The organism is Chryseobacterium lathyri, from assembly GCF_019970085.1.
Classification (GTDB): domain Bacteria; phylum Bacteroidota; class Bacteroidia; order Flavobacteriales; family Weeksellaceae; genus Chryseobacterium; species Chryseobacterium lathyri.
The window spans coordinates 210,435-231,387 of record NZ_JAHXYG010000005.1 but is presented as its reverse complement, the minus strand read 5'-3'; the positions used below and the strand labels follow the sequence as shown (position 1 = coordinate 231,387).

General features: G+C 37.5%; 19 protein-coding genes and 1 pseudogene. 11 read left to right on the top strand and 9 right to left on the bottom strand.

Translation table 11 applies throughout. The features are described 5' to 3' along the window. Positions 1–26: 26 nt before the first annotated feature. From LC418_RS16970 to LC418_RS16955, 4 genes are all read right to left on the bottom strand, one after another. Positions 27–791, bottom strand: a complete 765-nt coding sequence (locus tag LC418_RS16970; RefSeq protein WP_111956612.1) for an exodeoxyribonuclease III — start codon at positions 789–791, stop codon at positions 27–29. Between the two features lie 6 nt (positions 792–797). Next, the gene (locus LC418_RS16965; RefSeq protein WP_223560009.1) at positions 798–1,079 is read right to left on the bottom strand and encodes a YciI family protein; all 282 of its coding nucleotides are present in this window, start codon (positions 1,077–1,079) and stop codon (positions 798–800) included. Between the two features lie 120 nt (positions 1,080–1,199). Further along, the gene (porX, locus tag LC418_RS16960; RefSeq protein ID WP_111956614.1) at positions 1,200–2,744 is read right to left on the bottom strand and encodes a T9SS response regulator signal transducer PorX; all 1,545 of its coding nucleotides are present in this window, start codon (positions 2,742–2,744) and stop codon (positions 1,200–1,202) included. 132 nt (positions 2,745–2,876) lie between these two features. Continuing rightward, complete coding sequence (locus tag LC418_RS16955) at positions 2,877–4,520, bottom strand: S41 family peptidase (protein WP_223560008.1); 1,644 nt, start codon at positions 4,518–4,520, stop codon at positions 2,877–2,879. 255 nt (positions 4,521–4,775) lie between these two features. Between LC418_RS16955 and LC418_RS16950 the strand changes: the two genes are divergently transcribed. The 8 genes from LC418_RS16950 to LC418_RS16915 all read left to right on the top strand — a co-directional run bounded on the left by LC418_RS16950 (position 4,776) and on the right by LC418_RS16915 (position 12,527). Beyond that, complete coding sequence (locus tag LC418_RS16950; RefSeq protein WP_223560007.1) at positions 4,776–6,002, top strand: HD domain-containing protein; 1,227 nt, start codon at positions 4,776–4,778, stop codon at positions 6,000–6,002. 72 nt (positions 6,003–6,074) lie between these two features. Beyond that, positions 6,075–7,106, top strand: a complete 1,032-nt coding sequence (lpxD, locus tag LC418_RS16945; RefSeq protein ID WP_111956620.1) for a UDP-3-O-(3-hydroxymyristoyl)glucosamine N-acyltransferase — start codon at positions 6,075–6,077, stop codon at positions 7,104–7,106. After that, positions 7,099–8,496 (top strand): bifunctional UDP-3-O-[3-hydroxymyristoyl] N-acetylglucosamine deacetylase/3-hydroxyacyl-ACP dehydratase, encoded by a 1,398-nt coding sequence (locus LC418_RS16940; RefSeq protein WP_111956623.1) that lies wholly within the window; start codon positions 7,099–7,101, stop codon positions 8,494–8,496. Before lpxD ends, LC418_RS16940 begins: the two co-directional genes overlap by 8 nt. Further along, complete coding sequence (gene lpxA, locus LC418_RS16935) at positions 8,497–9,291, top strand: acyl-ACP--UDP-N-acetylglucosamine O-acyltransferase (RefSeq protein WP_111956625.1); 795 nt, start codon at positions 8,497–8,499, stop codon at positions 9,289–9,291. Positions 9,292–9,337: 46 nt separating this feature from the next. Next, positions 9,338–9,901 (top strand): elongation factor P, encoded by a 564-nt coding sequence (efp, locus tag LC418_RS16930; RefSeq protein ID WP_040997887.1) that lies wholly within the window; start codon positions 9,338–9,340, stop codon positions 9,899–9,901. Positions 9,902–9,971: 70 nt separating this feature from the next. Next, the gene (locus tag LC418_RS16925) at positions 9,972–10,874 is read left to right on the top strand and encodes a UDP-3-O-(3-hydroxymyristoyl)glucosamine N-acyltransferase (protein ID WP_223560006.1); all 903 of its coding nucleotides are present in this window, start codon (positions 9,972–9,974) and stop codon (positions 10,872–10,874) included. A gap of 91 nt (positions 10,875–10,965) precedes the next feature. Beyond that, positions 10,966–11,838 (top strand): succinate--CoA ligase subunit alpha, encoded by an 873-nt coding sequence (sucD, locus tag LC418_RS16920; protein ID WP_111956630.1) that lies wholly within the window; start codon positions 10,966–10,968, stop codon positions 11,836–11,838. A gap of 20 nt (positions 11,839–11,858) precedes the next feature. Then, positions 11,859–12,527 carry a porin family protein gene (locus LC418_RS16915; protein WP_111956632.1) on the top strand — a complete coding sequence of 223 codons (669 nt, stop codon included), beginning with the start codon at positions 11,859–11,861 and terminating at the stop codon, positions 12,525–12,527. Positions 12,528–12,703: 176 nt separating this feature from the next. Here the strand turns inward: LC418_RS16915 and LC418_RS16910 are convergent, their stop codons facing one another. From LC418_RS16910 to LC418_RS16900, 3 genes are all read right to left on the bottom strand, one after another. After that, positions 12,704–14,014: an ABC transporter permease gene (locus LC418_RS16910; RefSeq protein WP_223560005.1), complete on the bottom strand. Its 1,311-nt coding sequence runs from the start codon at positions 14,012–14,014 to the stop codon at positions 12,704–12,706. Between the two features lie 6 nt (positions 14,015–14,020). After that, positions 14,021–14,932 (bottom strand): ABC transporter ATP-binding protein, encoded by a 912-nt coding sequence (locus LC418_RS16905; RefSeq protein WP_223560004.1) that lies wholly within the window; start codon positions 14,930–14,932, stop codon positions 14,021–14,023. 105 nt (positions 14,933–15,037) lie between these two features. Continuing rightward, complete coding sequence (locus tag LC418_RS16900) at positions 15,038–15,388, bottom strand: T9SS type A sorting domain-containing protein (protein ID WP_111956638.1); 351 nt, start codon at positions 15,386–15,388, stop codon at positions 15,038–15,040. 118 nt (positions 15,389–15,506) lie between these two features. Between LC418_RS16900 and hemB the strand changes: the two genes are divergently transcribed. After that, positions 15,507–16,496, top strand: a complete 990-nt coding sequence (gene hemB / locus LC418_RS16895) for a porphobilinogen synthase (RefSeq protein WP_223560003.1) — start codon at positions 15,507–15,509, stop codon at positions 16,494–16,496. An 85-nt stretch (positions 16,497–16,581) separates the two neighbouring features. Here the strand turns inward: hemB and LC418_RS16890 are convergent, their stop codons facing one another. Then, positions 16,582–17,310: a hypothetical protein gene (locus LC418_RS16890; protein ID WP_223560002.1), complete on the bottom strand. Its 729-nt coding sequence runs from the start codon at positions 17,308–17,310 to the stop codon at positions 16,582–16,584. Between the two features lie 51 nt (positions 17,311–17,361). After that, entirely contained in the window at positions 17,362–17,661 is a 300-nt protein-coding gene (locus tag LC418_RS16885; RefSeq protein ID WP_111956646.1) for a TM2 domain-containing protein, read from the bottom strand. 236 nt (positions 17,662–17,897) lie between these two features. Between LC418_RS16885 and lptB the strand changes: the two are divergent. After that, positions 17,898–18,623 (top strand): annotated as a pseudogene (gene lptB, locus LC418_RS16880) (LPS export ABC transporter ATP-binding protein); the annotation flags it as partial. A gap of 511 nt (positions 18,624–19,134) precedes the next feature. Beyond that, entirely contained in the window at positions 19,135–20,862 is a 1,728-nt protein-coding gene (locus LC418_RS16875; protein WP_111956906.1) for an ABC transporter ATP-binding protein, read from the top strand. Positions 20,863–20,953 lie beyond the last annotated feature (91 nt).

Genomic DNA, 20,953 nt, shown 5'->3' with positions numbered 1-20,953 from the left:
CAGCTGGCTTTTTATTTTTAGTCTTTCTATACATTAAATTCCAATAAAGCTGGGCAGTGATCAGAATGTACAGCTTCTTTTAGAATTACTGCTCGTGAGAGCTTATCTTTCAAAGTATAGGTTGCGAAATTATAATCCAGTCTCCAGCCTTTGTTCTTCGCCCGGGAATTCTGTCTGTAGCTCCACCACGTATAATTATCGGGCTCATTATTGAAAAAACGGAAACTGTCGATCAGTTCACATTCCTCAATAAAACTGGTCATCCATTCTCTTTCCATTGGCAGAAAGCCGGAAACGTTCTTTAAACGGACCGGATCATGAATGTCAATAGCCTGATGGCATATATTGAAATCGCCGGAAATAATAAGGTTAGGAATCGTTTTTCTCAACTCCTTTATATAAGCCAGGAAATCATGGCAGAACTGCATTTTGAAATCCAGCCTTTCAATATTGCTGGCAGACGGAACATACACTGAAATGACAGAGTATCCGTCAAAATCTGCACGGATGATCCTGCCTTCATTATCATAGCTTTCGATACCACATCCATATTCAATATGGTTAGGTTTGATTTTAGACGCAATTCCGACGCCGCTGTAGCCTTTTCTTACGGCAGAATGCCAATAGCTGTGATAACCGACTTTTTCGAGACTTTCAATGTCTATCTGATCGTTTCCTGCTTTACTTTCCTGAATACAGACAATATCCGGATCAGCAGTTTTCAGCCATCCCAAAAAATCCTTAGTAAAGGCAGCCCTGATTCCGTTAACGTTATATGTGATTAACCTCATGAGTTTTTAATGAAATTTAAAATGTTCGTTATATTTTGATGGAATAAATTCAGTGATATCATAATCTGCTACCTGATGAATATAAAAAGGATCTTCTTTAATGATGTCTTCAATTTCATATTTAGAAGCTGCATTGGCAAGAATAATTCCTCCCGTTCTCGGTTCTTTTCTTCCGGAAGCAATGAAGTTTCCGGAGGCGTAATGTTTTTCAAGAAAGTTATTGTGTTCCGGGATCAACCGTTCCACATTTTCCAGGTCACTTTTGTAGGTCAGCGAGATAATAAACATTGTTTTTTTGCTAAGATATGAACTCTTTAAGATTATTAAAAGTGGTTATAAAAAGAGGCGGCAAAAATCATTCGATTTTTGCCGCCTTAAACCCAAAATTTAAATAAACTATGAAAAAAACTACTTGGGTTCTAAAATGCTGATAGGAATAATACACTCTTCCAATGAAATTCCTCCGTGTTGGTATGTCTCTTTATAGTAATTCACAAAGTGATTGTAATTCTTCGGATAAGCCAGGAAAATATTGTTTTTTGCAAAAATATATTTCGAACTTAAATTCCCTTTTGGTAGAAACAGTTTTTCAGGGTTGGTAACGGCCCATACATCACTGTCGTCATAGGTTAAACTCTTTCCTGTTTTATAACGGATATTGGTTGATGTTTCACGGTCTCCAACTACTTTACTAGGTTTTTTAACGTATACTGTTCCGTGGTCTGTAGTGATCACAAGTTTGTATCCACTTTCTGCAGCCGCTTTAATAATCTTCAGCAATGATGAATTCTCAAACCAGTTAAGCGTAAGAGATCTGAATGTTTTATCGTCCCTGATTAGCTGGTCTACAATATGATTATCTGTTTTAGCGTGAGAAAGAATATCAATAAAGTTGTAAACAATTACCAGAAGGTCATTATTTTTATGCTGGTTGAAATCATCATAAATCTTTCGCTCAAAATCCGCATTCAAAACTTTAAGATACTTCATAGATTTAGACCCTAAACCAATTCTTTTCATTTGGTCTTCCAGGAAATCGCGCTCAAACTCATTCTTATTTCCCTCTTCATTATCATTGAACCATTTATCCGGAAAACGCTTCTCAATTTCAGAAGGCATCAGTCCGGCAAAGAAAGAGTTTCTAGCATACTGAGTGGCTGTAGGAAGAATACTGTAATAATAATCTTCCGATATTTTATTGTAATATTTTGTGAATAATGGTTCAATAACCCTCCACTGGTCAAAGCGGAGATTATCCACCATAAGAAGAAGAACCTTTTCTTTCTCTACCTCGGGCTTTACTTTTTCTTTAAAAAGAGTATGGCTCATTAATGGTTTGTCAGGATCCGTAAGCCAACTTTCGTAATTTTTTTCAATGAATTTGGCAAACTGGATATTGGCTTCCTCTTTCTGTGATTGCAGAAGATCGGAGAACTCATTATCCGCTACCTTATCAAATTTAATCTCCCAGCTTAGAATCTTCTTATAATATTCTGCCCATTCCTGGTAAGTTCTGATATAAGAAAGTTCCATAGACAGGTTTCTGAATTCCTGCTGGTACTGGAGAATTGTTTTCTGCTCTACAAGATTATCCTCCTGAAGATTCTTTTTTAACGACAATAAAATCTGGTTAGGGTTTACCGGCTTTAGTATGTAATCAGCAATCTGAGATCCGATGGCTTCTTCCATGATATGTTCCTCCTCACTTTTTGTTACCATCACAATCTTTAAAGAATTATCTTTTTCCTTAATCATGGGAATGGCTTCCAATCCCGAAATGCCGGGCATATTTTCATCAATAAGCGTTAATGCGAATTTCTCTGAATCCATTAGTTCCAGAGCTTCATTCACGTTGTTAACAGGGGTTACCTGGTAACCTTTTTTTTCTAAAAATACGATATGGGGCTTGAGTAAATCTATTTCATCATCTATCCATAATATCTTTTCCGACATAATTTATTTTTTTACATGGTTATAGCATCAAAATGTTGACCAATCCCTTTTAAATTCTCACAAATTAGAGACAACAAAAGTTAAATATTAGTTAAATGAAAATCCTGCCATTATTATTGACATTCAATTCATTTAAAAACCGGTCTTTATATAATTTAAAGCTCTTTCCAGAACTTCATCTTTTCCTTCCTTTATGCCTGTTATAGTGGGCTTTATGACAATATCGGGGATAATTCCTATCCTTTGGGTTTCCCTTCCGTCAGGATAATATGCTCCCAGTCCTGTAAAACAGGTATCCAGATCCGCAATTTTAAATCTGATCACATCCCCGTTGGCTCCCGAAGTATTACTCCCGATTACCTTAGCTTTTGGGTGCTGCTTAAACATCATAGCAGTGGTTTCTGCCTGGCTCTGTGTATTCTCATTCACTAAGACCACAACATTTCCTTTGTAGTAATCCGGATTCTTTCTGCCGATGCTGCTTTTTGCGCTATAAAATTTACTTAAATATTCCGTCTCAGGGAAATTAAATTGATAATAAATTGATTTTTCCGGAAGAATCAGCTTGCTTAAAGGAAAAATGGTCTGTTTAGGATAATTTCTGAGATCAAAAATGATGGATGTTGTTGTTTTTAAATCCCTATACATATCGTTCAGGTCACTTTTTTCAATACTACCCATATTGACATAGCCTGTTTTCTTACTTTCATCCAGAAATTTCCACTTCGGCTGAACAGTTGGTGTTTCCCTGACAATATCTTTAAGAAGATAGGTTTTGGCAGTAACAGCAAGGTTTTGTCCGTTGCGCTCTATTTTTAAGGCAATAGAATCATTATTACTGAAAAGAAAAAGATGTTTCACTTTTGAAATCTTCCCCCAGGAATTGGAAGCCGGAATATATTTTCCAAAACTGTTGACCATCTGAGGAATTGTCCGCCCATTGACGTCGTAAATGACATCTCCGGCTTTCAAAAATGTTTCTTCGTTCAATTTATTTTTAATGATCTTCGTTACCATCAGTTTTCCTTCTGCATAAATATATTCCACAGGAACTTTTCGTCTCCCATATTGATGGGCATTGAAGGTAGGTGAATAAAGAAAAGCATGCAAGTCATCAATTTTTGCCACCAGTTCCGCAAGAGCCAAATGATAGCTTTCATCATTATTAATATTGAGGAACTTTGGGATCATTTCCGTTAAGACATCATTCCAGTTCTGATCTGTTTGATACTTGTATGGGAAAAAGTATTCTACCAGATTCCAGTATCTGAACAGTTCCAGAAGACCGATTTCTTTTGAAGTGAATTGTGAACCGTATGAATTTTCATTCTTAAAGTAAACCTTTTTTCCACCTTTTCCGAAATAATGACTGCTGCCTGAATTTCTGTTCTTTTGAATAAAAAGCAACTTTTGACTTACCTCTTGAGTGAATATTTCTTCATTTCCAATCCAATTCAGATCAAAATTTCTTAAAAAATAGACCTTTTTTTTATCTTCTTTCGAGCATTTTTTACATTCCTCCACTTTTCCAAGACTGCTGATCCATTTGGAATATAATTCGTTCAACTGATTTTTATCTTGGATATGCTCAAGCTGTTCAATTTTTTGAAAAAGCTGCTGATCCCAATCAAATTCCCCTTTTGCAACACGGGGATGATAGTATTTTAAAAATCCCCAGACTTTACAGAGTGATTCTAATTTTTGAGTTTCAGATAATGACTGCGCAGAAAAATGTAAGCTGAAAAAAAATAAGATGAAAAGAGAAATTTTTCTCATTAAAATGAAGCATTATTTATGCTATCAAAGATATATGTTTAAAACAGAATATGGCGAAAAACATCTGTGTAAATTTGTGTAATCTGTGGTTAAAAATAAAAACATAACTCACATACATATCTTCACAAGTATCACAAATAATTACTTCATGGGCCATGCAGATAATATGTTTTCTCAAGTTTGAATTCTTTAATAGCAATTTATCATGCTTAAAATTTAAAATCCCTAACTTTGTTTACTAATACCAAAGTTTCAATGCAGAATAAGCTAAAGATCATTAACGACCCCGTTCATGGTTTCATCAGAATCCCACACGAAATTTTATTTGACGTTATAGAGCATCCTTATTTCCAGAGACTGCGCAGAATCGGACAGACCGGACTTCTGAATCTGATCTTTCCGGGAGCCACCCATACAAGATTCCATCACGCTTTGGGAGCGATGCATTTGATGTTTACGGCATTAGAAACCCTACGCCAGAAAGGAGTTAAAATTACTGAAGAGGAAGAAAAAGGAGCCATGCTTGCCATCCTGATGCATGATATTGGTCATGGGCCTTTCTCTCATGCATTGGAAAACATGCTGATGGACGACTGGCATCACGAAAAACTTTCACTGCTGTTAATGAATAAGTTAAACGAGGAATTTGATGGGCAGCTTTCTATAGCTATCGAAATGTTTCAGGGAAAATATCATAAAAAGTTTTTTAACCAACTTATTTCCTCCCAGCTTGATGTCGACAGGCTTGATTATCTGAACAGGGACAGCTTTTTCACAGGCGTTTCTGAAGGAAACATCAATACCCAAAGAATCATTTCTATGATGAATGTCTGCAGCGAGGGCGAGTTAGTTATTGATGCCAAAGGAGTCTATTCCATTGAAAACTTTCTGACAGCCAGAATGTTTATGTATTGGCAGGTATACTATCATAAAACATCTGCATTGGCAGAGTTTCTTTTAGTTAAGATCCTGGAAAGAGCAAAATATCTGATTTCCGAAGGGATGGATCTGCCTGCCGGGGAAAACCTGAAATATTTTCTGAATCGTGGAAAAAGTTCTGCTACCGATGAAGATATTTATAGATTTACGCAACTTGATGACAATGATATAATTCATGCGATGAAATCCTGGCAGGATTCAGAAGACTTTATTCTTTCCTATTGGTGCAGATGTGTGATCCAGCGAAACCTTCCGAAAACGGTTATCTCAACACGTCCTTTCAAACGAAAATTTATTGAGGAAAAAATAAAAAACACCAATGAATTTTTCGGAATCAATAATGGAAAAGAGCTTGTACACGAGATTAAAAGAAAATTACTGCCTTATGACACCAAAAAACAGCCAATTTATTTACTCCAGAAAAACGGTAAAAAGATTAGGTTAGAAGAGTCACAGGACCAGTTATTGTCTGGGCTTATGGTACACAAGACTACCCGGTATATTCTTACCTTTCCAAGAGATATTTCCCACATAATATCTTAAATAATCTTAAAATTCACGTTCCTAAAATCAAAAAATGTTTGCGAATTACAGAATTTCTTATCTTTGCAGAATATGGAATTTACAGCTTCGCAAATTGCAAGTTTTATTGACGGACAAATAATAGGCGACGAAAGTACGGTTATTACAGGGGTTTCACCAATTGAGAATGGTGAATCAGGACATCTTTCTTTTATAGCACAGGATCGATTTTCACATTTTTTAAATACCTCAAAATGCTCCGTTATTATTGTTTCGGAAAAACTTATAGATAAAGTTGATTATAATCCTACCTTAATTGTTGTAAAGGATGCCTACCTTTCTTTCCAGGTTTTAATGAATCTGTACCAGGAAATGCAGGGAAGAAAAGAGGGAATCGAAACCGGTTCTTCTATTCATGAGACTGCAGTAATTGGAGAAAAGGCCTATATCGGAGCATTTACTTATGTTTCGGAGAAAGCTAAGATTGGAGAAGGTTCTCAGATCTATCCGCAGGTCTATATTGGGAAAGGAGTTAAGATTGGTAAAAACTGTAAAATCGACAGCGGCGCCAGAATCTATGACTACTGTATTATCGGAGACAATTGTGTGATCCATTCCAATACGGTTGTAGGTGGCGACGGATTCGGCTTTCAGCCTACTGCAGAAGGATTCAAAAAAATTCCTCAGCTAGGAAACGTGATTATCGAAGACGATGTAGAGATCGGTTCAAACTGCAGCATCGACAGAGCTACAATAGGGTCTACCATTATCGGAAAAGGAACAAAGATCGATAACCTGATCCAGATCGCACATAATGTGAAGATCGGGCAGAATAACGTTATTGCGGCACAGGCCGGAATTGCAGGATCTACTACAATTGGAGACTGGAATCAGATCGGTGGACAGGTAGGAGTAGTTGGCCATATTAAAATTGGGAACCAGGTGAAAATTCAGGCTCAGAGTGGCGTGAATTCCAGTGTTAATGATAAAGAAACATTGTATGGGTCCCCGGCGATAAGCTACAATGACTATCTTAGAAATTATGTCCATTTCAGAAATTTCACTGAAATTGTAAAGAGAATAAATAATCTTGAGGATATCTCAAAAGATAAAACTAATGAGTGATATGCAAAAAACACTCCAGAAAGAAGTAACACTTTCTGGAATTGGCCTTCATACAGGTAAAGAAGTAAAACTTACCATTAAACCAGCTAAAGAAAATACAGGTTTTGTGTTCGTAAGAACAGATCTGGAGGGACATCCTCAGGTAGAAGCTGATGTTAATTATGTAGTAGCGACAGAAAGAGGAACAACATTAGAGAAATTAGGTGTAAAAATTACTACTTGTGAGCACCTTTTGGCTGCATTAGTGGGGTGTGATATTGATAATGCCATTCTTGAAATGGATGCCTCCGAGCCGCCAATTTTAGATGGATCTTCCAAATTCTTTGTAGAAGCTATTGAAAGTGTAGGAATTGCAGAACAGGGTATTGCCAGAGAATACCTGGTCATCAAAGAAGTGCTGAGCTATGCAGACCCTGCATCGGGATCAGAAATTACCATTATTCCTTCGGATACCTATGAAGTGACTACTATGGTAGATTTTGGAACTAAAGTTTTGGGAACTCAAAATGCTACCCTTAAAAATATTTCAGAATTTAAAGACGAGATCTCTTCTGCAAGAACATTCAGCTTTTTGCATGAATTGGAAATGCTTTTAGATCACGGTTTGATCAGAGGCGGAGATATCTCAAACGCTATTGTATATGTGGATAAAGATCTTACACCTGACACCACAGAAAAATTGAAAAAAGCATTCGGAAAAGATAACGTTTCTATCAGACCGAATGGTATTCTTGATAATCTTACGTTAAACTATCCCAACGAAGCTGCAAGACACAAATTACTCGATGTAATTGGCGATTTGGCATTGGCTGGTGTAAAAATAAAAGGTAAAGTAATTGCGAACAAACCGGGACACTATGTGAACACCCAGTTTGCGAAAAAACTGAACCGACAGTGGAAATTGCAAAAGAAAAAAAATGTTCCGGATTTTGATTTAACCAAAGAACCGGTTTTTGATATCAACGGAATTATGCGTCTTATGCCGCACAGACCACCGTTCTTATTGATCGATAAAATTCTTGAACTTTCAGATTCCCACGTAGTAGGCCTGAAAAATGTTACCATGAATGAGCCTTTCTTTGTAGGACATTTCCCCAAAGAGCCTGTAATGCCAGGAGTATTACAAGTGGAAGCTTTGGCACAGACAGGAGGTATCCTTGTATTGGCCAGCGTTCCGGATCCTGAAAATTACTCCACTTATTTTATTAAAATAGATAAAGTAAAATTCAAGAGAAAAGTAGTTCCCGGAGATACAATGATTTTCAAAATTGAACTCATAGAGCCTATCAGAAGAGGAATTGTACATATGCAGGGATACGGATATGTGGGAGACACAGTGGCTGTAGAAGCAGAGTTAATGGCTCAAGTTGCAAAAAATAAAGTTGATTAAATGATTCATCAATTAGCCGCCGTAGATAAACGTGCAAAAATCAGCAAAAACGTTATTGTAGAACCGTTTACTACAATTGCAGGGGACGTGGAGATCGGAGAAGGAACTTGGATTGGTCCTAATGTTACCATCATGGATGGAGCCAGAATAGGTAAAAACTGCAGAATTTTTCCGGGAACGGTAATTTCTGCAATTCCTCAGGATTTAAAGTTTGATGGTGAAGATACCCAGGTAATTATCGGTGATGAAACAACAATCAGAGAATGCGTTACCGTAAACAGGGGAACAAAAGCTCTCGGATTTACTAAAATCGGTAAAAACTGCCTTATCATGGCAACTTCTCATATTGCACATGATTGTGTGATCGGAGATCATGTTATCATTGTAAACGGTTGCGGTATTGCAGGACATGTAGAAATTGGAGACTATACTGTAATGGGAGGTCTTAGTGCTGTGCATCAGTTCGGTAAAATCGGGAAACATGTAATGATTTCCGGAGGAACTCTGGTAAGAAAAGATATTCCGCCCTATGTAAAAGTAGCAAGAGAGCCTATGTCTTATGCAGGAATCAACTCGGTTGGTTTGAGAAGAAGAGGGTTTACTAATGAGAAAATTTTTGAGATCCAAAAGATCTACAGAACAATTTTCCAAATGAAAATGAACGTTTCTCAGGCTGTAACTTACATTGAAAAAGAAATGCTTCCAACTGCTGAAAGAGATGAAATCCTTCAGTTTATCCAAAACTCACCAAGAGGTATTGTAAAAGGATACGGAACAACCAAGGAAAGTAATTAATACTTTACCTGAAGTAAAAAACTAAAATAAAAGATAACATAAATTAATGGCAACAAGCAACGATATCAGAAAAGGACTTTGCATTGAGTACAGTAACGATATTTTTAAAGTAATAGAATTTCTTCACGTAAAACCGGGGAAAGGACCTGCTTTCGTAAGAACAAAATTAAAGTCAGTAACTAACGGGAAAGTGATTGATAATACTTTCTCTGCAGGACATAAAATTGACGAAGTAAAAGTAATCACCAGAAAGTTCCAGTATCTCTATGATGATGAGAACGGATTCCACTTTATGAATAATGATGATTTCTCTCAATTATATTTGAACAAAGAAATGATTGAAAATTCACAGTTCATGAAAGCAGGAGAAGAAGTAACGATCATTCTGAAAGAAGCTGACGAAACGCCGCTTTCTGCTGAACTTCCTCAGTCTGTTTACCTGGAAGTTGTTGAAGCTGATCCGGGAGTAAAAGGAAATACAGCTACCAATGCTCTTAAGAACGCAATCGTTGAAACCGGAGCCAGAGTGATGGTTCCTCTATTCATCGAGCCGGGAGACAAAATTAAAGTAAGTACAGAAGACGGCAGCTACTTAGAAAGAGTAAAATAATAATAAAATTTACATCAATTCGGTTTGCATCAGCAGTCCGAATTTTGTTTTTATAAGAAAACCAATTGTTATGAGATTCCATTCTCCACAAAAGCTCAAAACTATTGCCGATTTAATAGGCTCAGAATTTGTTGGCCCTGAAGACTTTGAAGTCTTGGGAACCAATGAGATTCATATGGTTAAGCCGGGTGACATTGTTTTTGTCAACCACCCGAAATATTATGATAAAGCATTAAATTCTGCAGCAACGATTATTCTGATCGACAAAAAGGTAGAATGTCCGGAAGGAAAAGCACTTCTGGTTTCTGATGATCCTTTCAGAGATTTTAATAAGATCAATACCCACTTTACAAGAATATATAATTTCACTGAGGAGCTTCACGACGTAGAAATCGGAGAGGGAACAAAGATCCATCGTACGGCTGTTATCGGAAATAATGTTGTGATCGGAAAAAATACTTTAATTTTTCCAAACGTTGTTATTGGAGACAGAACGGTAATTGGTGATAATGTTGTCATTCAGTCAAACACGGTTTTAGGAGGTGATGCATTTTATTACAGAAAGCTGAATGGAAATTTTGACCGTCTTATTTCGGTTGGAAATGTAGTCATCGAAAACAATGTAGAAATTGGAAATGGTTGTACGATAGACAGAGGCGTTACGGATTCTACCGTAATCGGGGAGGGTTCTGTTTTAGATAACCAGATTCAGATAGGACACGACACCGTTATCGGAAAAAAATGTCTCATTGCATCACAGGTGGGAATTGCAGGCTGTTGTATTATAGGAGATGAAGTAACACTTTGGGGACAGGTAGGCATCGCTTCCGGAAATAAAATTGAAAGCGGATCTGTTATTCTTGGTAAAACAGGAGTCAACAGAGATCTTAAAAAAGGAACCTATATTGGGATGTTTGCAGAAGATTTCAAAGGCTATTTGAAAAAAGAAGTAAAGCTGAGAAATCTCAAATAAACTATTCACTTGGTTTTGTCTAAAATCAAAGAAAAATAAGTAAATTTGTGAGCATTAATAAAATATTTAAATAAATTAAAACATCAATAAAATGTCAATTTTAGTAAACAAAGATTCTAAAGTAATTGTACAAGGATTTACAGGGAACGAAGGTACTTTCCATGCGGGCCAGATGATTGAATACGGAACCAATGTAGTGGGAGGAGTTACTCCGGGAAAAGGAGGATCTGAGCATTTAGGAAAGCCTGTATTCAATACAGTAGCTGATGCCGTTCAAAAAGCTGGAGCCAATGTAAGTATCATTTTCGTACCACCTGCATTCGCTGCTGATGCGATCATGGAGGCTGCTGAGGCAGGTATCAAAGTTATCGTATGTATTACTGAAGGTATTCCTGTAGCGGATATGGTGAAAGTAAAATCTTACATCGCTGACAGAGACTGCAGATTAATCGGTCCAAACTGTCCGGGAATCATTACTTCTGAAGAAGCTAAAATTGGTATTATGCCAGGATTCGTTTTCAAAAAAGGTAAAGTAGGTATCGTTTCAAAATCAGGTACCCTTACTTACGAAGCTGCTGATCAGGTTGTAAAAGCTGGTTACGGTGTTTCTACAGCAATCGGTATTGGGGGTGATCCAATCATTGGTACTACTACAAGAGAAGCTTTGGAACTATTCATTAATGACCCTGAAACTGAAGCGGTAGTAATGATCGGTGAGATTGGTGGTGGATTGGAAGCTGAAGCTGCAAGATGGTATAAAGCCAGCGGATCTACTAAGCCGGTTGTAGGATTTATTGCCGGACAGACTGCTCCTAAAGGAAGAACTATGGGACATGCTGGTGCTATTGTAGGTGGTGATGAAGATACTGCTCAGGCAAAAATGCAGATTATGAGAGAAAACGGAATCAATGTTGTAGATTCTCCTGCAGATATCGGTGTTACAGTTGCTAAAGTTCTAGGATAAGACATACAAAAACAAAACATATGAAAAAACTTTTATTAACCTCAGCATTGGCCCTTTCAACTCTGTCGTTTGCCCAAATTGATTTTGCAAATACAAGATTTGGTGTCACGGCAGGAGGTAATTACTCCAGAGTAAGAAATGCCCATAACCCTTCTGGTCCAAGATTCGCGTTCCAGGGTGGAGCTTTAGCTCTTATCCCGGTAGGAAAAGCTAACCAGTTCTTTATACAGCCCGAAGTCGTGTATTACGGTGCAGGAGAAACCGGAAAAGATAAAGATGCTAAAGGAAAAGATGGTTATGATGCAGTATATGGTAACAATTATCTGAGCGTACCTATCTATTTTAAAGGATATTTTTCTGAAGCAGAATCAGAATTCTTTGGAATGATAGGACCAAGATTTAACTTTTTGATGAGTCAGAATGTTAAAAATGCTCCTATAAGTAGACCATATTATGATCCGGATGTTACCGATCCTCTATATCCGTCAGTAAGTGGAAAAGCATCAAGCTTTAACCTTGCTTTAGGATTAGGAGTTGGTTATAGCTATAAAAGACAGCTGGAAGTAGCTCTTAAATATGACTTAGGTCTTTCAGATACTTATCCTGATCTTGCAAAAGAAAAAGGAGGTTCTGATAAGAAAAAGTCCGAGCAGGTGATCAGCCTCAGCTTAAGCTATATCTTCAAATAGAATAACTCGTTATTCAATGATAAAAAATCCCAGAAATTAAAATTTCCGGGATTTTTGTTTTTAATAGAAGTATAAAGTTAGTTGGAAGAGAAAAGTTATTGAGTATACCAAGAACAACCGGAATCACTTCCGGTAAACTTCCATCTTCCTTCTTCAGACTTCCATCTATGAGTTTATTAACCTCTGATCCACTTCCAGATCTCCTTTAAAGTCGCTTTATTCCCATACATCAAAATCCCTACACGATAGATTTTTCCGGCAAGGAATATCATAAGAATGGTAGTTCCCAGCAATAATACAATAGACAAAGCAATCTGCCACGCAGGAACGCCGAAAGGTATTCTCGCAATCATGGCAACCGGAGAGGTAAACGGGATAATAGACAGCCAGAAGCCCAACGGACCGTCAGGATTGTTCATCAGGGAAAAGCTGCCATACATTCCTAAGGTAAGCGGTAAAATAGCAAATAAGGTGAACTGCTGGGTCTCAGTTTCATTATCTACTGCAGAGCCAATGGCTGCATAAATGGAACTGTAAAAAATATATCCCAAAAGAAAAAATACGATGAATACAAAAATGATCAGTGGGAAATTCAGTTCCAGTAAACTGTGTGAAACCTGTGTTGCGATCTGGGCAATATCCAGCTTACTGGCAATCTCCTCATTGCCTCCCGGAATGTTCTTTTGGAAAGAAGAAAATCCGGTATTTAAAACCAATGCACCTATAACAGACATGGAGATCCAGATCAGGAATTGCGTCAAAGCAACCAGTGTTACCCCTAATATCTTACCCATCATCAGCTCAAACGGCTTCACAGATGAAATAATGATCTCTACCACACGGTTGTTTTTCTCCTCAAGAACACTTCTCATAACCCTTACTCCATAGATAATAATGAACATGAAAGTTACATACATCAAAAGGATGCTTAAACCGCTTTTTACCCCAAAAGCAAGATCAGAATCTTCCTTATTATTATCAGAAACATTAATGGTTTTTAAAGTAAAACCTTTGTCAAGGCTGTTCAGTTGGGCTTCTTCAATACCGAGCTGCTTGATTTTTTCCTTTTTGATCACATCCGTAATATCAGAAACGATCTTCTGTTTCGTATCAAGGCCCATTTTGACATTCACGACGAGTCTTGTACTATTTTCAAGTCCGGTATAGTCATGATCTTTCAATTCGGGAAGGATCAGGATGCCATCCAGAGATTCATTATCCTTCAGGTTATTGATCTTAGCTTTCTCATCCGCTGCAGAAACAAATACATAATTCAGCTTGTCATTAGATTTTAGCTTGTCTTTGAAAAGCCCGCTTTTATCCACAACCTCAATAATGCTGTGGGATTCGTTGGCTTTAAACATTAATCCGATCACTGCTCCAAACCCAACCAGTAAAAGAGGAGCCAGCAATGTTAATATAATGAAGGATTTTTTCTTAACCTGCGTAAGAAACTCCCTTTTTGTAATTAAAAAAATATTGTTCATAAAAAATTAAGAATGGTTACTTACAGCATTAATAAACACTTCATTCATGCTCGGAATTCTTTCGTCGAATGATCTTACTTTTCCTACGTTGACAAGGTCCAGAAGAATATCATTTTGCCTGCTTTCATTTTTCAGATCGAAAGAAACCATATTGTTTTCATTAGAGAAATTAAAAATATCATAGCTGTTTTTGAAATTCTCAAATTTTATTTCATCTACTTCAGAAAGAGTGACTCCAAAAATATTCTTCTTAAATTTTTCTCTTACATCAAAAACTCTTCCGTCAATAATTTTTTTAGAATTGTTGATCAGCGCTACGTAATCACACATTTCCTCGACACTTTCCATTCTGTGGGTAGAAAGAATGATCGTAGTTCCATTATTTTTAAGATCAATGATCTGGTCTTTAATTAAGTTGGCATTTACCGGATCAAAACCCGAAAAGGGCTCATCAAGGATCAGAAGATGCGGGCGGTGAAGAACCGTAACTACAAACTGGATCTTCTGTGCCATCCCTTTCGAAAGTTCCGAAAGTTTCTTTTTCCACCACTGGTCGATGTTCAGTTTTTCAAACCACTTCTTGGCTTCGTTCAGAGCATCATTCTTACTCATTCCTTTCAGTTCCCCGAAATAAAGGATCTGATCGCCCACGCTCATGTTCTTATACAGTCCTCTTTCTTCAGGCATATAACCAATGTCTCTGATGTGGCTGGGATTAAGCTTATTTCCATTAATGAATACATCTCCGGAATCGGCTTGGGTAATTTGATTGATAATACGGATGAAGGAAGTTTTCCCCGCTCCATTCGGGCCTAGAAGACCATAAATACTGCCTTGTGGTACATGGATGCTGAAATCATCCAATGCTACTTTCTTCCCGGCACTATAGGTCTTTCTGATATGTTCAGCTTTAAGCATTAAATTGTTTTTAACAATGAGTATAAAAAAGTCCTTAAAGTTACGGAAATATTAAGGCAGAACTGATGCAAAAGAAAAAATCCTGATGATTATCAGGATTTAATTTTATTGTTTTACAATTTGAGTAACCTTTTGGGTATTATCGCTTAAAATATAGCGAATCAGATATTTCCCGGGTTTCAGTTTTTCAATATTGATTTCTCCGGAATTCATGTTGACAGAGTAATTGGCTACCTGCGTTCCTAAAATTGAATAAAAGGTAACACTCTTGATCTTTAATGCAGAATCTTTTGCTTTGATCAAAAGGAAATCTTTTGCAGGATTTGGATATGCTACCAATACACCGTCATCAGACTTCTGTGTGATGGAACCCGGCTCTCTCAGCTGTGCCTGCATATTGTTGGAAAAACCAACGAAAGCGCCCGTAAATAGAAATAAAAGTAAAAGTTTTTTCATCAAATTATAATTTCTCGAATGTATTAAAACAAAAATAAACAATTCTACAATTCTATACAATAGTTTTTTATATAAGTTGTAGTAAATTTGTAGAAACTTATTCAAAAAGTATTCCAAAATGATACATTCAAGAAATAGAAGACTTAGAGTTAATGAATCTATCAGAAGTTTAGTAAGAGAAAATAGTCTTACAACTGATGATTTTGTAATGCCGATTTTCGTAATGGAGGGCGAAAACCAACAGGAAGCGATACCGTCGATGCCGGGGATTTTCAGGAGGAGTATAGATTTAACGGTAAAAGAATGTAAAGAGTTATTTTCTTTGGGTGTAAAATCTGTCAATCTGTACATGAAAGTGTCAGAACATTTGAAAGACAATACAGGAAAAGAAGCCTGGAACAAAGACGGGCTGATGCAGCAGACGATCAAAGCCATCAAAGATGCAGTTCCGGAAATGATTGTGATGCCTGATGTCGCTTTAGATCCTTATTCGATCTACGGTCATGATGGGATTATTGAAAACGGAAAGATCGTGAATGATGCTACCAATGATGCACTGGCAAGAATGTCCGTATCTCATGCTGAAGCCGGAGCTGATATTGTGGCGCCAAGTGATATGATGGACGGAAGAGTACTGGCAATTCGTGAAGCTTTAGAGGAAAGCGGATTTATCGATGTAGGAATCCTTAGCTATTCAGCAAAATATGCAAGCTCCTTCTATGGACCTTTCAGAAGTGCCCTGGACAGTGCCCCGAAAGATAATATGGAAATTCCGAAAGATAAAAAAACCTACCAGATGGATTTCCACAATTCCCGTGAAGCGCTGAACGAAGTATTCAAAGATATTGATGAAGGAGCCGATATTATCATGATCAAACCGGGACTTCCTTATCTGGACATTGTTGCTAAAGTCCGTGAAGCTATTGATCTTCCCATAGCAGTTTACAACGTGAGTGGAGAATATGCCATGGTAAAAGCAGCTGCACAGAATGGTTGGCTGGATAATGATAAAACTATTATTGAAAGCCTGACATGTTTCAAAAGAGCAGGAGCAGATATGATTTTTACTTATTTTGCGAAAGAAGCAGCAATGATTCTGAATAAATAAAATAATTACTGAACAAAATAAACTGCCCCTAATTTGTATTTCAGGGGCAGATTCTATTATTGACAAATAACTAAATAGTAATTTGTTACATAATATTGAAATCTTTTCCTTTTGTGAATTTTGCTGCAAAAGGAGCCTGGTTTCCGGAGTATTTCAAAACAAAATGTTTCTTGGTATCCGTATTTATTTTAGCATCCACTTCTACATTCTGTGTCTGAAAACTCACATCTAACCCCACTCCCGATTCTTTTTCAAGGAAGATTTCTACACTTTCAGCATAAAACAGGGAAGTGCTCAGATAATTGAACTTAATATTCTTTCTATAGGTTTTAGATTTACTTTGTGTAAATAGAGAATAATTTTTCAGAATCTCAATTCCGGGAGAATCAATGTTGGTAACTCGGGATTTGGTTACGCCGTTTACTCTCACTGAAAAGCTTTTGGCGTTTTTAATATTTCCGTTCACCCCGATATTGAATAAAGACGGAAGCGACAGGCCGTATTCAACCATGCTCTCTTTTGTGAATTCAAAATCAGGGATCAGTGCAGGATGCTTAGGCGTATTAATCAGTTGCTCCTTTACTGTATTAAGAGCATCCCCCGAAAACAGGTATCCGATAAGGTTGTTTCCTGTAGTTCGCCAGTTTCTCCCGTTCCATTCGAAAATCTCACAAAGCAGTGTATCTGTGGATGAATGGGGAAGAAGATCCATATCCTGCCATTTGAAAACTTCCTTGGCATAAGGTCTTCTGTCGACAATATTAATACCCAGATCCAGCGCAAGAAGATCTGTCAGGTCTTGATTACTTTCCATATTATTTTAATTCTTGGTTTGGTCGTATAAAATTATGAAATAAAATAATTCTTACAACCAGCCTTTTCTTCCGTAAACATAAGTATCATCAAACTGCTTATCGCTCATGAACAGGTATAGAATCCCTTCAATAAAAGGAATAATAGAGGCTGCTCCTAAAGTGACAATATTAAGGACAAGCTGAATTACACCTTCTTTCGTATAGCCAAGATAGAATTTATTCAACGCCAGCCAGCCTACGAGAATTCCCAGTATTGCTGCCGGAATTTTCTTTTCCGAACGGTAAGGAACATTATTCTGCTGATTTTGATTCTGGGTACCTTCTGTTTTTGTATAACCGTAATTTTCCATTGTTAATTTATTTGTGATGAGTAAAATGATTTCTCAATACGTCGGATAAAACCCTTAAGAGTTACAGAATAGCAGTTTAAATAATTACTTTCACTAATGTTTTCATGCTGAGGAGATTCGGAGTTCTATAAGGCCTGACCTATAAACAATATAAAAATTAAGATTATTCGCTTAAAAACGACAGGTACATTTCATAATCTAAAATTTGAATTCAAAAAAACTTTATCTTTGCTCCTATGATTTTACGAGGAGAAAACTTAATCAAAGAATACGGTCCTAAAAAAGTAGTAAAAGGCGTTTCTGTACAGGTTCAACAGGGAGAAATTGTTGGTTTGCTTGGTCCCAACGGAGCAGGAAAAACCACTTCGTTTTACATGATCGTAGGACTGGTTAAGCCTACTTCAGGGAAAATTTTCCTGGATAAACAGGAGATCACTACCGATGCCATGTATCGCCGTGCTCAAAAAGGAATCGGGTATCTGGCACAGGAAGCTTCAGTTTTCAGAAAGCTGTCTGTAGAAGACAATATTATGGGTGTTTTGCAGCTTACAAAGCTTTCAAGGCGTGAGCAGCAGATTAAATGTGATGAGCTGATTGAAGAGTTTTCACTGCAGCACGTACGTAAAAACAGAGGAGACCTTCTTTCGGGAGGGGAAAGACGTAGAACCGAAATTGCACGCTGCCTGGCCACAAGCCCTAACTTTATTCTTCTCGATGAGCCTTTTGCCGGAGTAGACCCCATTGCGGTGGAAGATATCCAGAAAATTGTAAGAAGCCTGGTAGATAAAAATATCGGAATCCTGATCACGGACCACAACGTACAGCAAACCTTAGCCATCACCAATAAAACATACATCATGTTTGAAGGAAAAATCCTGAAAGAAGGGCTTCCGGAAGATCTTGCCAATGATCCGCAGGTAAGAGAGGCCTATCTTGGTGAGAACTTTGTGTACCAGAGTATTTTAGACAAACCGAAAAAGAAAAAGTACATTTATAATATCTGGGCAGGTAACTTCGATTCGAAAGCGCAGCTGCAGGGATTTGTAGATGATAACTTTGGACAGTATGACGATCTGAGACTGATGTACGGATTTGAAGACATCAGCTTCGCATCGCTTGCCAATTCTGAGATCGAACATATTTTCAATGATGTAGTAGATAAAAATGCTAATAATTCATTCGTTTTCCAAAGAAAAGAACTGACTTCTCAATATCCTCTGGAGCAGGCGCAGGCTGAATCCAAAGCTGCCAGCAAACCAGAGCTGCATTACCTCACAACCTATTTTTACGAGGGATAAAAATCACATCTGTAATAAAAGCATTTGCTGAAAAATAGAATAAAACGTACCTTTTCTCTCGGAAACGGTACGTTTTTTAGTTAAAATAACTCCTATGGCAAAACCCTTTAACAGAACAGTTACTTTATTCGGGATCTACAAACAGCTCGTTCCATTTATAAAACCTTACCGTTTGATGATTTACGGGACGCTCTTTCTCACTTTTTTAGGAGCTCTCGCAGCACAGGTCAATCCTATTGTATTAAAATATACGGTGGATGAGGTAACAGAGCTTACCCATCTTCCGCATCCGATGTCTGAGGGTATTCATATTCTGGTGGTGATTTCCATTATTTTGCTTGGAAAAGAACTGCTGAATATCTTTATCAATTTCGGACAGAAATTTTATGGTGAAAAAATAAGGATTAATGTAAGCTCTGTTCTGGCTCAGTCAGCTATTGATAAAATACTAATGTACCGGGTGGCCTATTTCAATGATGAGAATCATGAATCCGGGAAATTACAGATCAGGATAGACCGCGGAATAGAAAGTTTAACAAGGCTGGTACAGAATTTTTTCATCGATATACTGCCGCTTTTTTCCAATGCCATTATTGCCCTGATCATCATGTATATGCAGAATGTATATGTAGGGATGGTTTCTACGATCATTGTCCCTATTTATTTTTATATAAGTTCACTACAGGCAAAAAAGCTTGGAGGAGTTCGCCGCCAGCTTAGAAATCAAAGGGAGAGAAAAACTTCAGGGCTTTTGAACCTGATCAATTCTATTATGGTGATCAAAAGCTTTGTCCGTGAAAAATTTGAAGGAAAAAAACAGTACGACCTGCAGATGGAGCTGATGGAAAGCCAGATGTTCACTAGAAAAACCAACTTTATTTATGATGGTTTAAAAACATTCATCGAGCAGTTCGGTGTGGTTTTAATTATTCTTTTGACTGTTTATCTGGTGCTGGATCAGCAGATGACTATTGGGGCGATCATGCTGCATATCATGCTGTTCAATAATATATCGGCACCTATACGCCAGCTGCATAGGATTTATGACGATATGAACGACGCCATGATCTATGCTGAAGGCTATTTTGAAATCCTTAATGCAGACGATGAGAAAGAACCGAACGGAACTTTTATAGAAAAGGAGATCAAGGGGAATTTTGAATTAAGAAATGTAGATTTCAGCTATCCGAACGGAACAAAAGCCCTGCATGACGTATCCATGAAAATAGAGAACGGAAAAACTACTGCATTAGTAGGGTTGAGTGGGGCCGGAAAATCAACGGTGATTAATCTTCTCTGTAAATTTTACCTTCCGGATTCCGGAGAAATATTACTGGATGGAGTCAATTTAAATAATTTTGACAATACCTTCCTGAGAGACGATCTTGGTCTGGTATTACAGAAAAATCATATTTTTCAGGGAAGCATTGAAGACAATATCCGATATGGTGACATGAATGCCAGTTTCGAGGAAATTCAGGCAGCGTCAAAAAAAGCCTATCTTCATGATCAGATTCTGGATCTTCCGGATGGTTATCAGCACGATGCTACCCAGCTTTCCGGTGGCCAGCAGCAGAGAATTGCCATTGCCAGATTATTCCTGAAAGATCCACCTATTATTTTCCTGGATGAACCAACTGCCAGTCTGGATGCTATTGCTACTGAACAGATCAAAAATTCATTGGATGCCATCAAAGAAGGCCGTACCGTGGTTATTATCTCTCATTCACTGTCGCAGATCCTGGATTCTGACACTATTTATGTGATGAAAAAAGGAAGGGTAGTGGAAAGCGGAACACATGATGAGCTGGTTCAGATGAATGGAACATACCGTGAGATTTTCGATGCCTCGGCTAGAAGTTTGAATCTGGATAAGCTGGTAAATTCTTTTAAAGATAACTGATCTTATGCTTTTTATTTCTCGCAGACCATACAGGCTCCGCATATTTTAATTAATGAATCTGCCAAATCTGCTCAATCAGCGAGAGAATATA

Coding starts and splice junctions, on each gene's coding strand:
- LC418_RS16875 (WP_111956906.1), top strand. CDS start 19,135: ATGATTTACGGGACGCTCTTTCTCACTTTTTTAGGAGCTCTCGCAGCA.
- efp (WP_040997887.1), top strand. CDS start 9,338: ATGGCAACAAGCAACGATATCAGAAAAGGACTTTGCATTGAGTACAGT.
- LC418_RS16915 (WP_111956632.1), top strand. CDS start 11,859: ATGAAAAAACTTTTATTAACCTCAGCATTGGCCCTTTCAACTCTGTCG.
- lpxA (WP_111956625.1), top strand. CDS start 8,497: ATGATTCATCAATTAGCCGCCGTAGATAAACGTGCAAAAATCAGCAAA.
- LC418_RS16890 (WP_223560002.1), bottom strand. CDS start 17,310: ATGGAAAGTAATCAAGACCTGACAGATCTTCTTGCGCTGGATCTGGGT.
- LC418_RS16925 (WP_223560006.1), top strand. CDS start 9,972: ATGAGATTCCATTCTCCACAAAAGCTCAAAACTATTGCCGATTTAATA.
- sucD (WP_111956630.1), top strand. CDS start 10,966: ATGTCAATTTTAGTAAACAAAGATTCTAAAGTAATTGTACAAGGATTT.
- LC418_RS16950 (WP_223560007.1), top strand. CDS start 4,776: ATGCAGAATAAGCTAAAGATCATTAACGACCCCGTTCATGGTTTCATC.
- LC418_RS16955 (WP_223560008.1), bottom strand. CDS start 4,520: ATGAGAAAAATTTCTCTTTTCATCTTATTTTTTTTCAGCTTACATTTT.
- LC418_RS16905 (WP_223560004.1), bottom strand. CDS start 14,932: ATGCTTAAAGCTGAACATATCAGAAAGACCTATAGTGCCGGGAAGAAA.
- LC418_RS16940 (WP_111956623.1), top strand. CDS start 7,099: ATGAGTGATATGCAAAAAACACTCCAGAAAGAAGTAACACTTTCTGGA.
- LC418_RS16910 (WP_223560005.1), bottom strand. CDS start 14,014: ATGAACAATATTTTTTTAATTACAAAAAGGGAGTTTCTTACGCAGGTT.
- LC418_RS16900 (WP_111956638.1), bottom strand. CDS start 15,388: ATGAAAAAACTTTTACTTTTATTTCTATTTACGGGCGCTTTCGTTGGT.
- LC418_RS16965 (WP_223560009.1), bottom strand. CDS start 1,079: ATGTTTATTATCTCGCTGACCTACAAAAGTGACCTGGAAAATGTGGAA.
- lpxD (WP_111956620.1), top strand. CDS start 6,075: ATGGAATTTACAGCTTCGCAAATTGCAAGTTTTATTGACGGACAAATA.
- hemB (WP_223560003.1), top strand. CDS start 15,507: ATGATACATTCAAGAAATAGAAGACTTAGAGTTAATGAATCTATCAGA.
- porX (WP_111956614.1), bottom strand. CDS start 2,744: ATGTCGGAAAAGATATTATGGATAGATGATGAAATAGATTTACTCAAG.
- LC418_RS16885 (WP_111956646.1), bottom strand. CDS start 17,661: ATGGAAAATTACGGTTATACAAAAACAGAAGGTACCCAGAATCAAAAT.
- LC418_RS16970 (WP_111956612.1), bottom strand. CDS start 791: ATGAGGTTAATCACATATAACGTTAACGGAATCAGGGCTGCCTTTACT.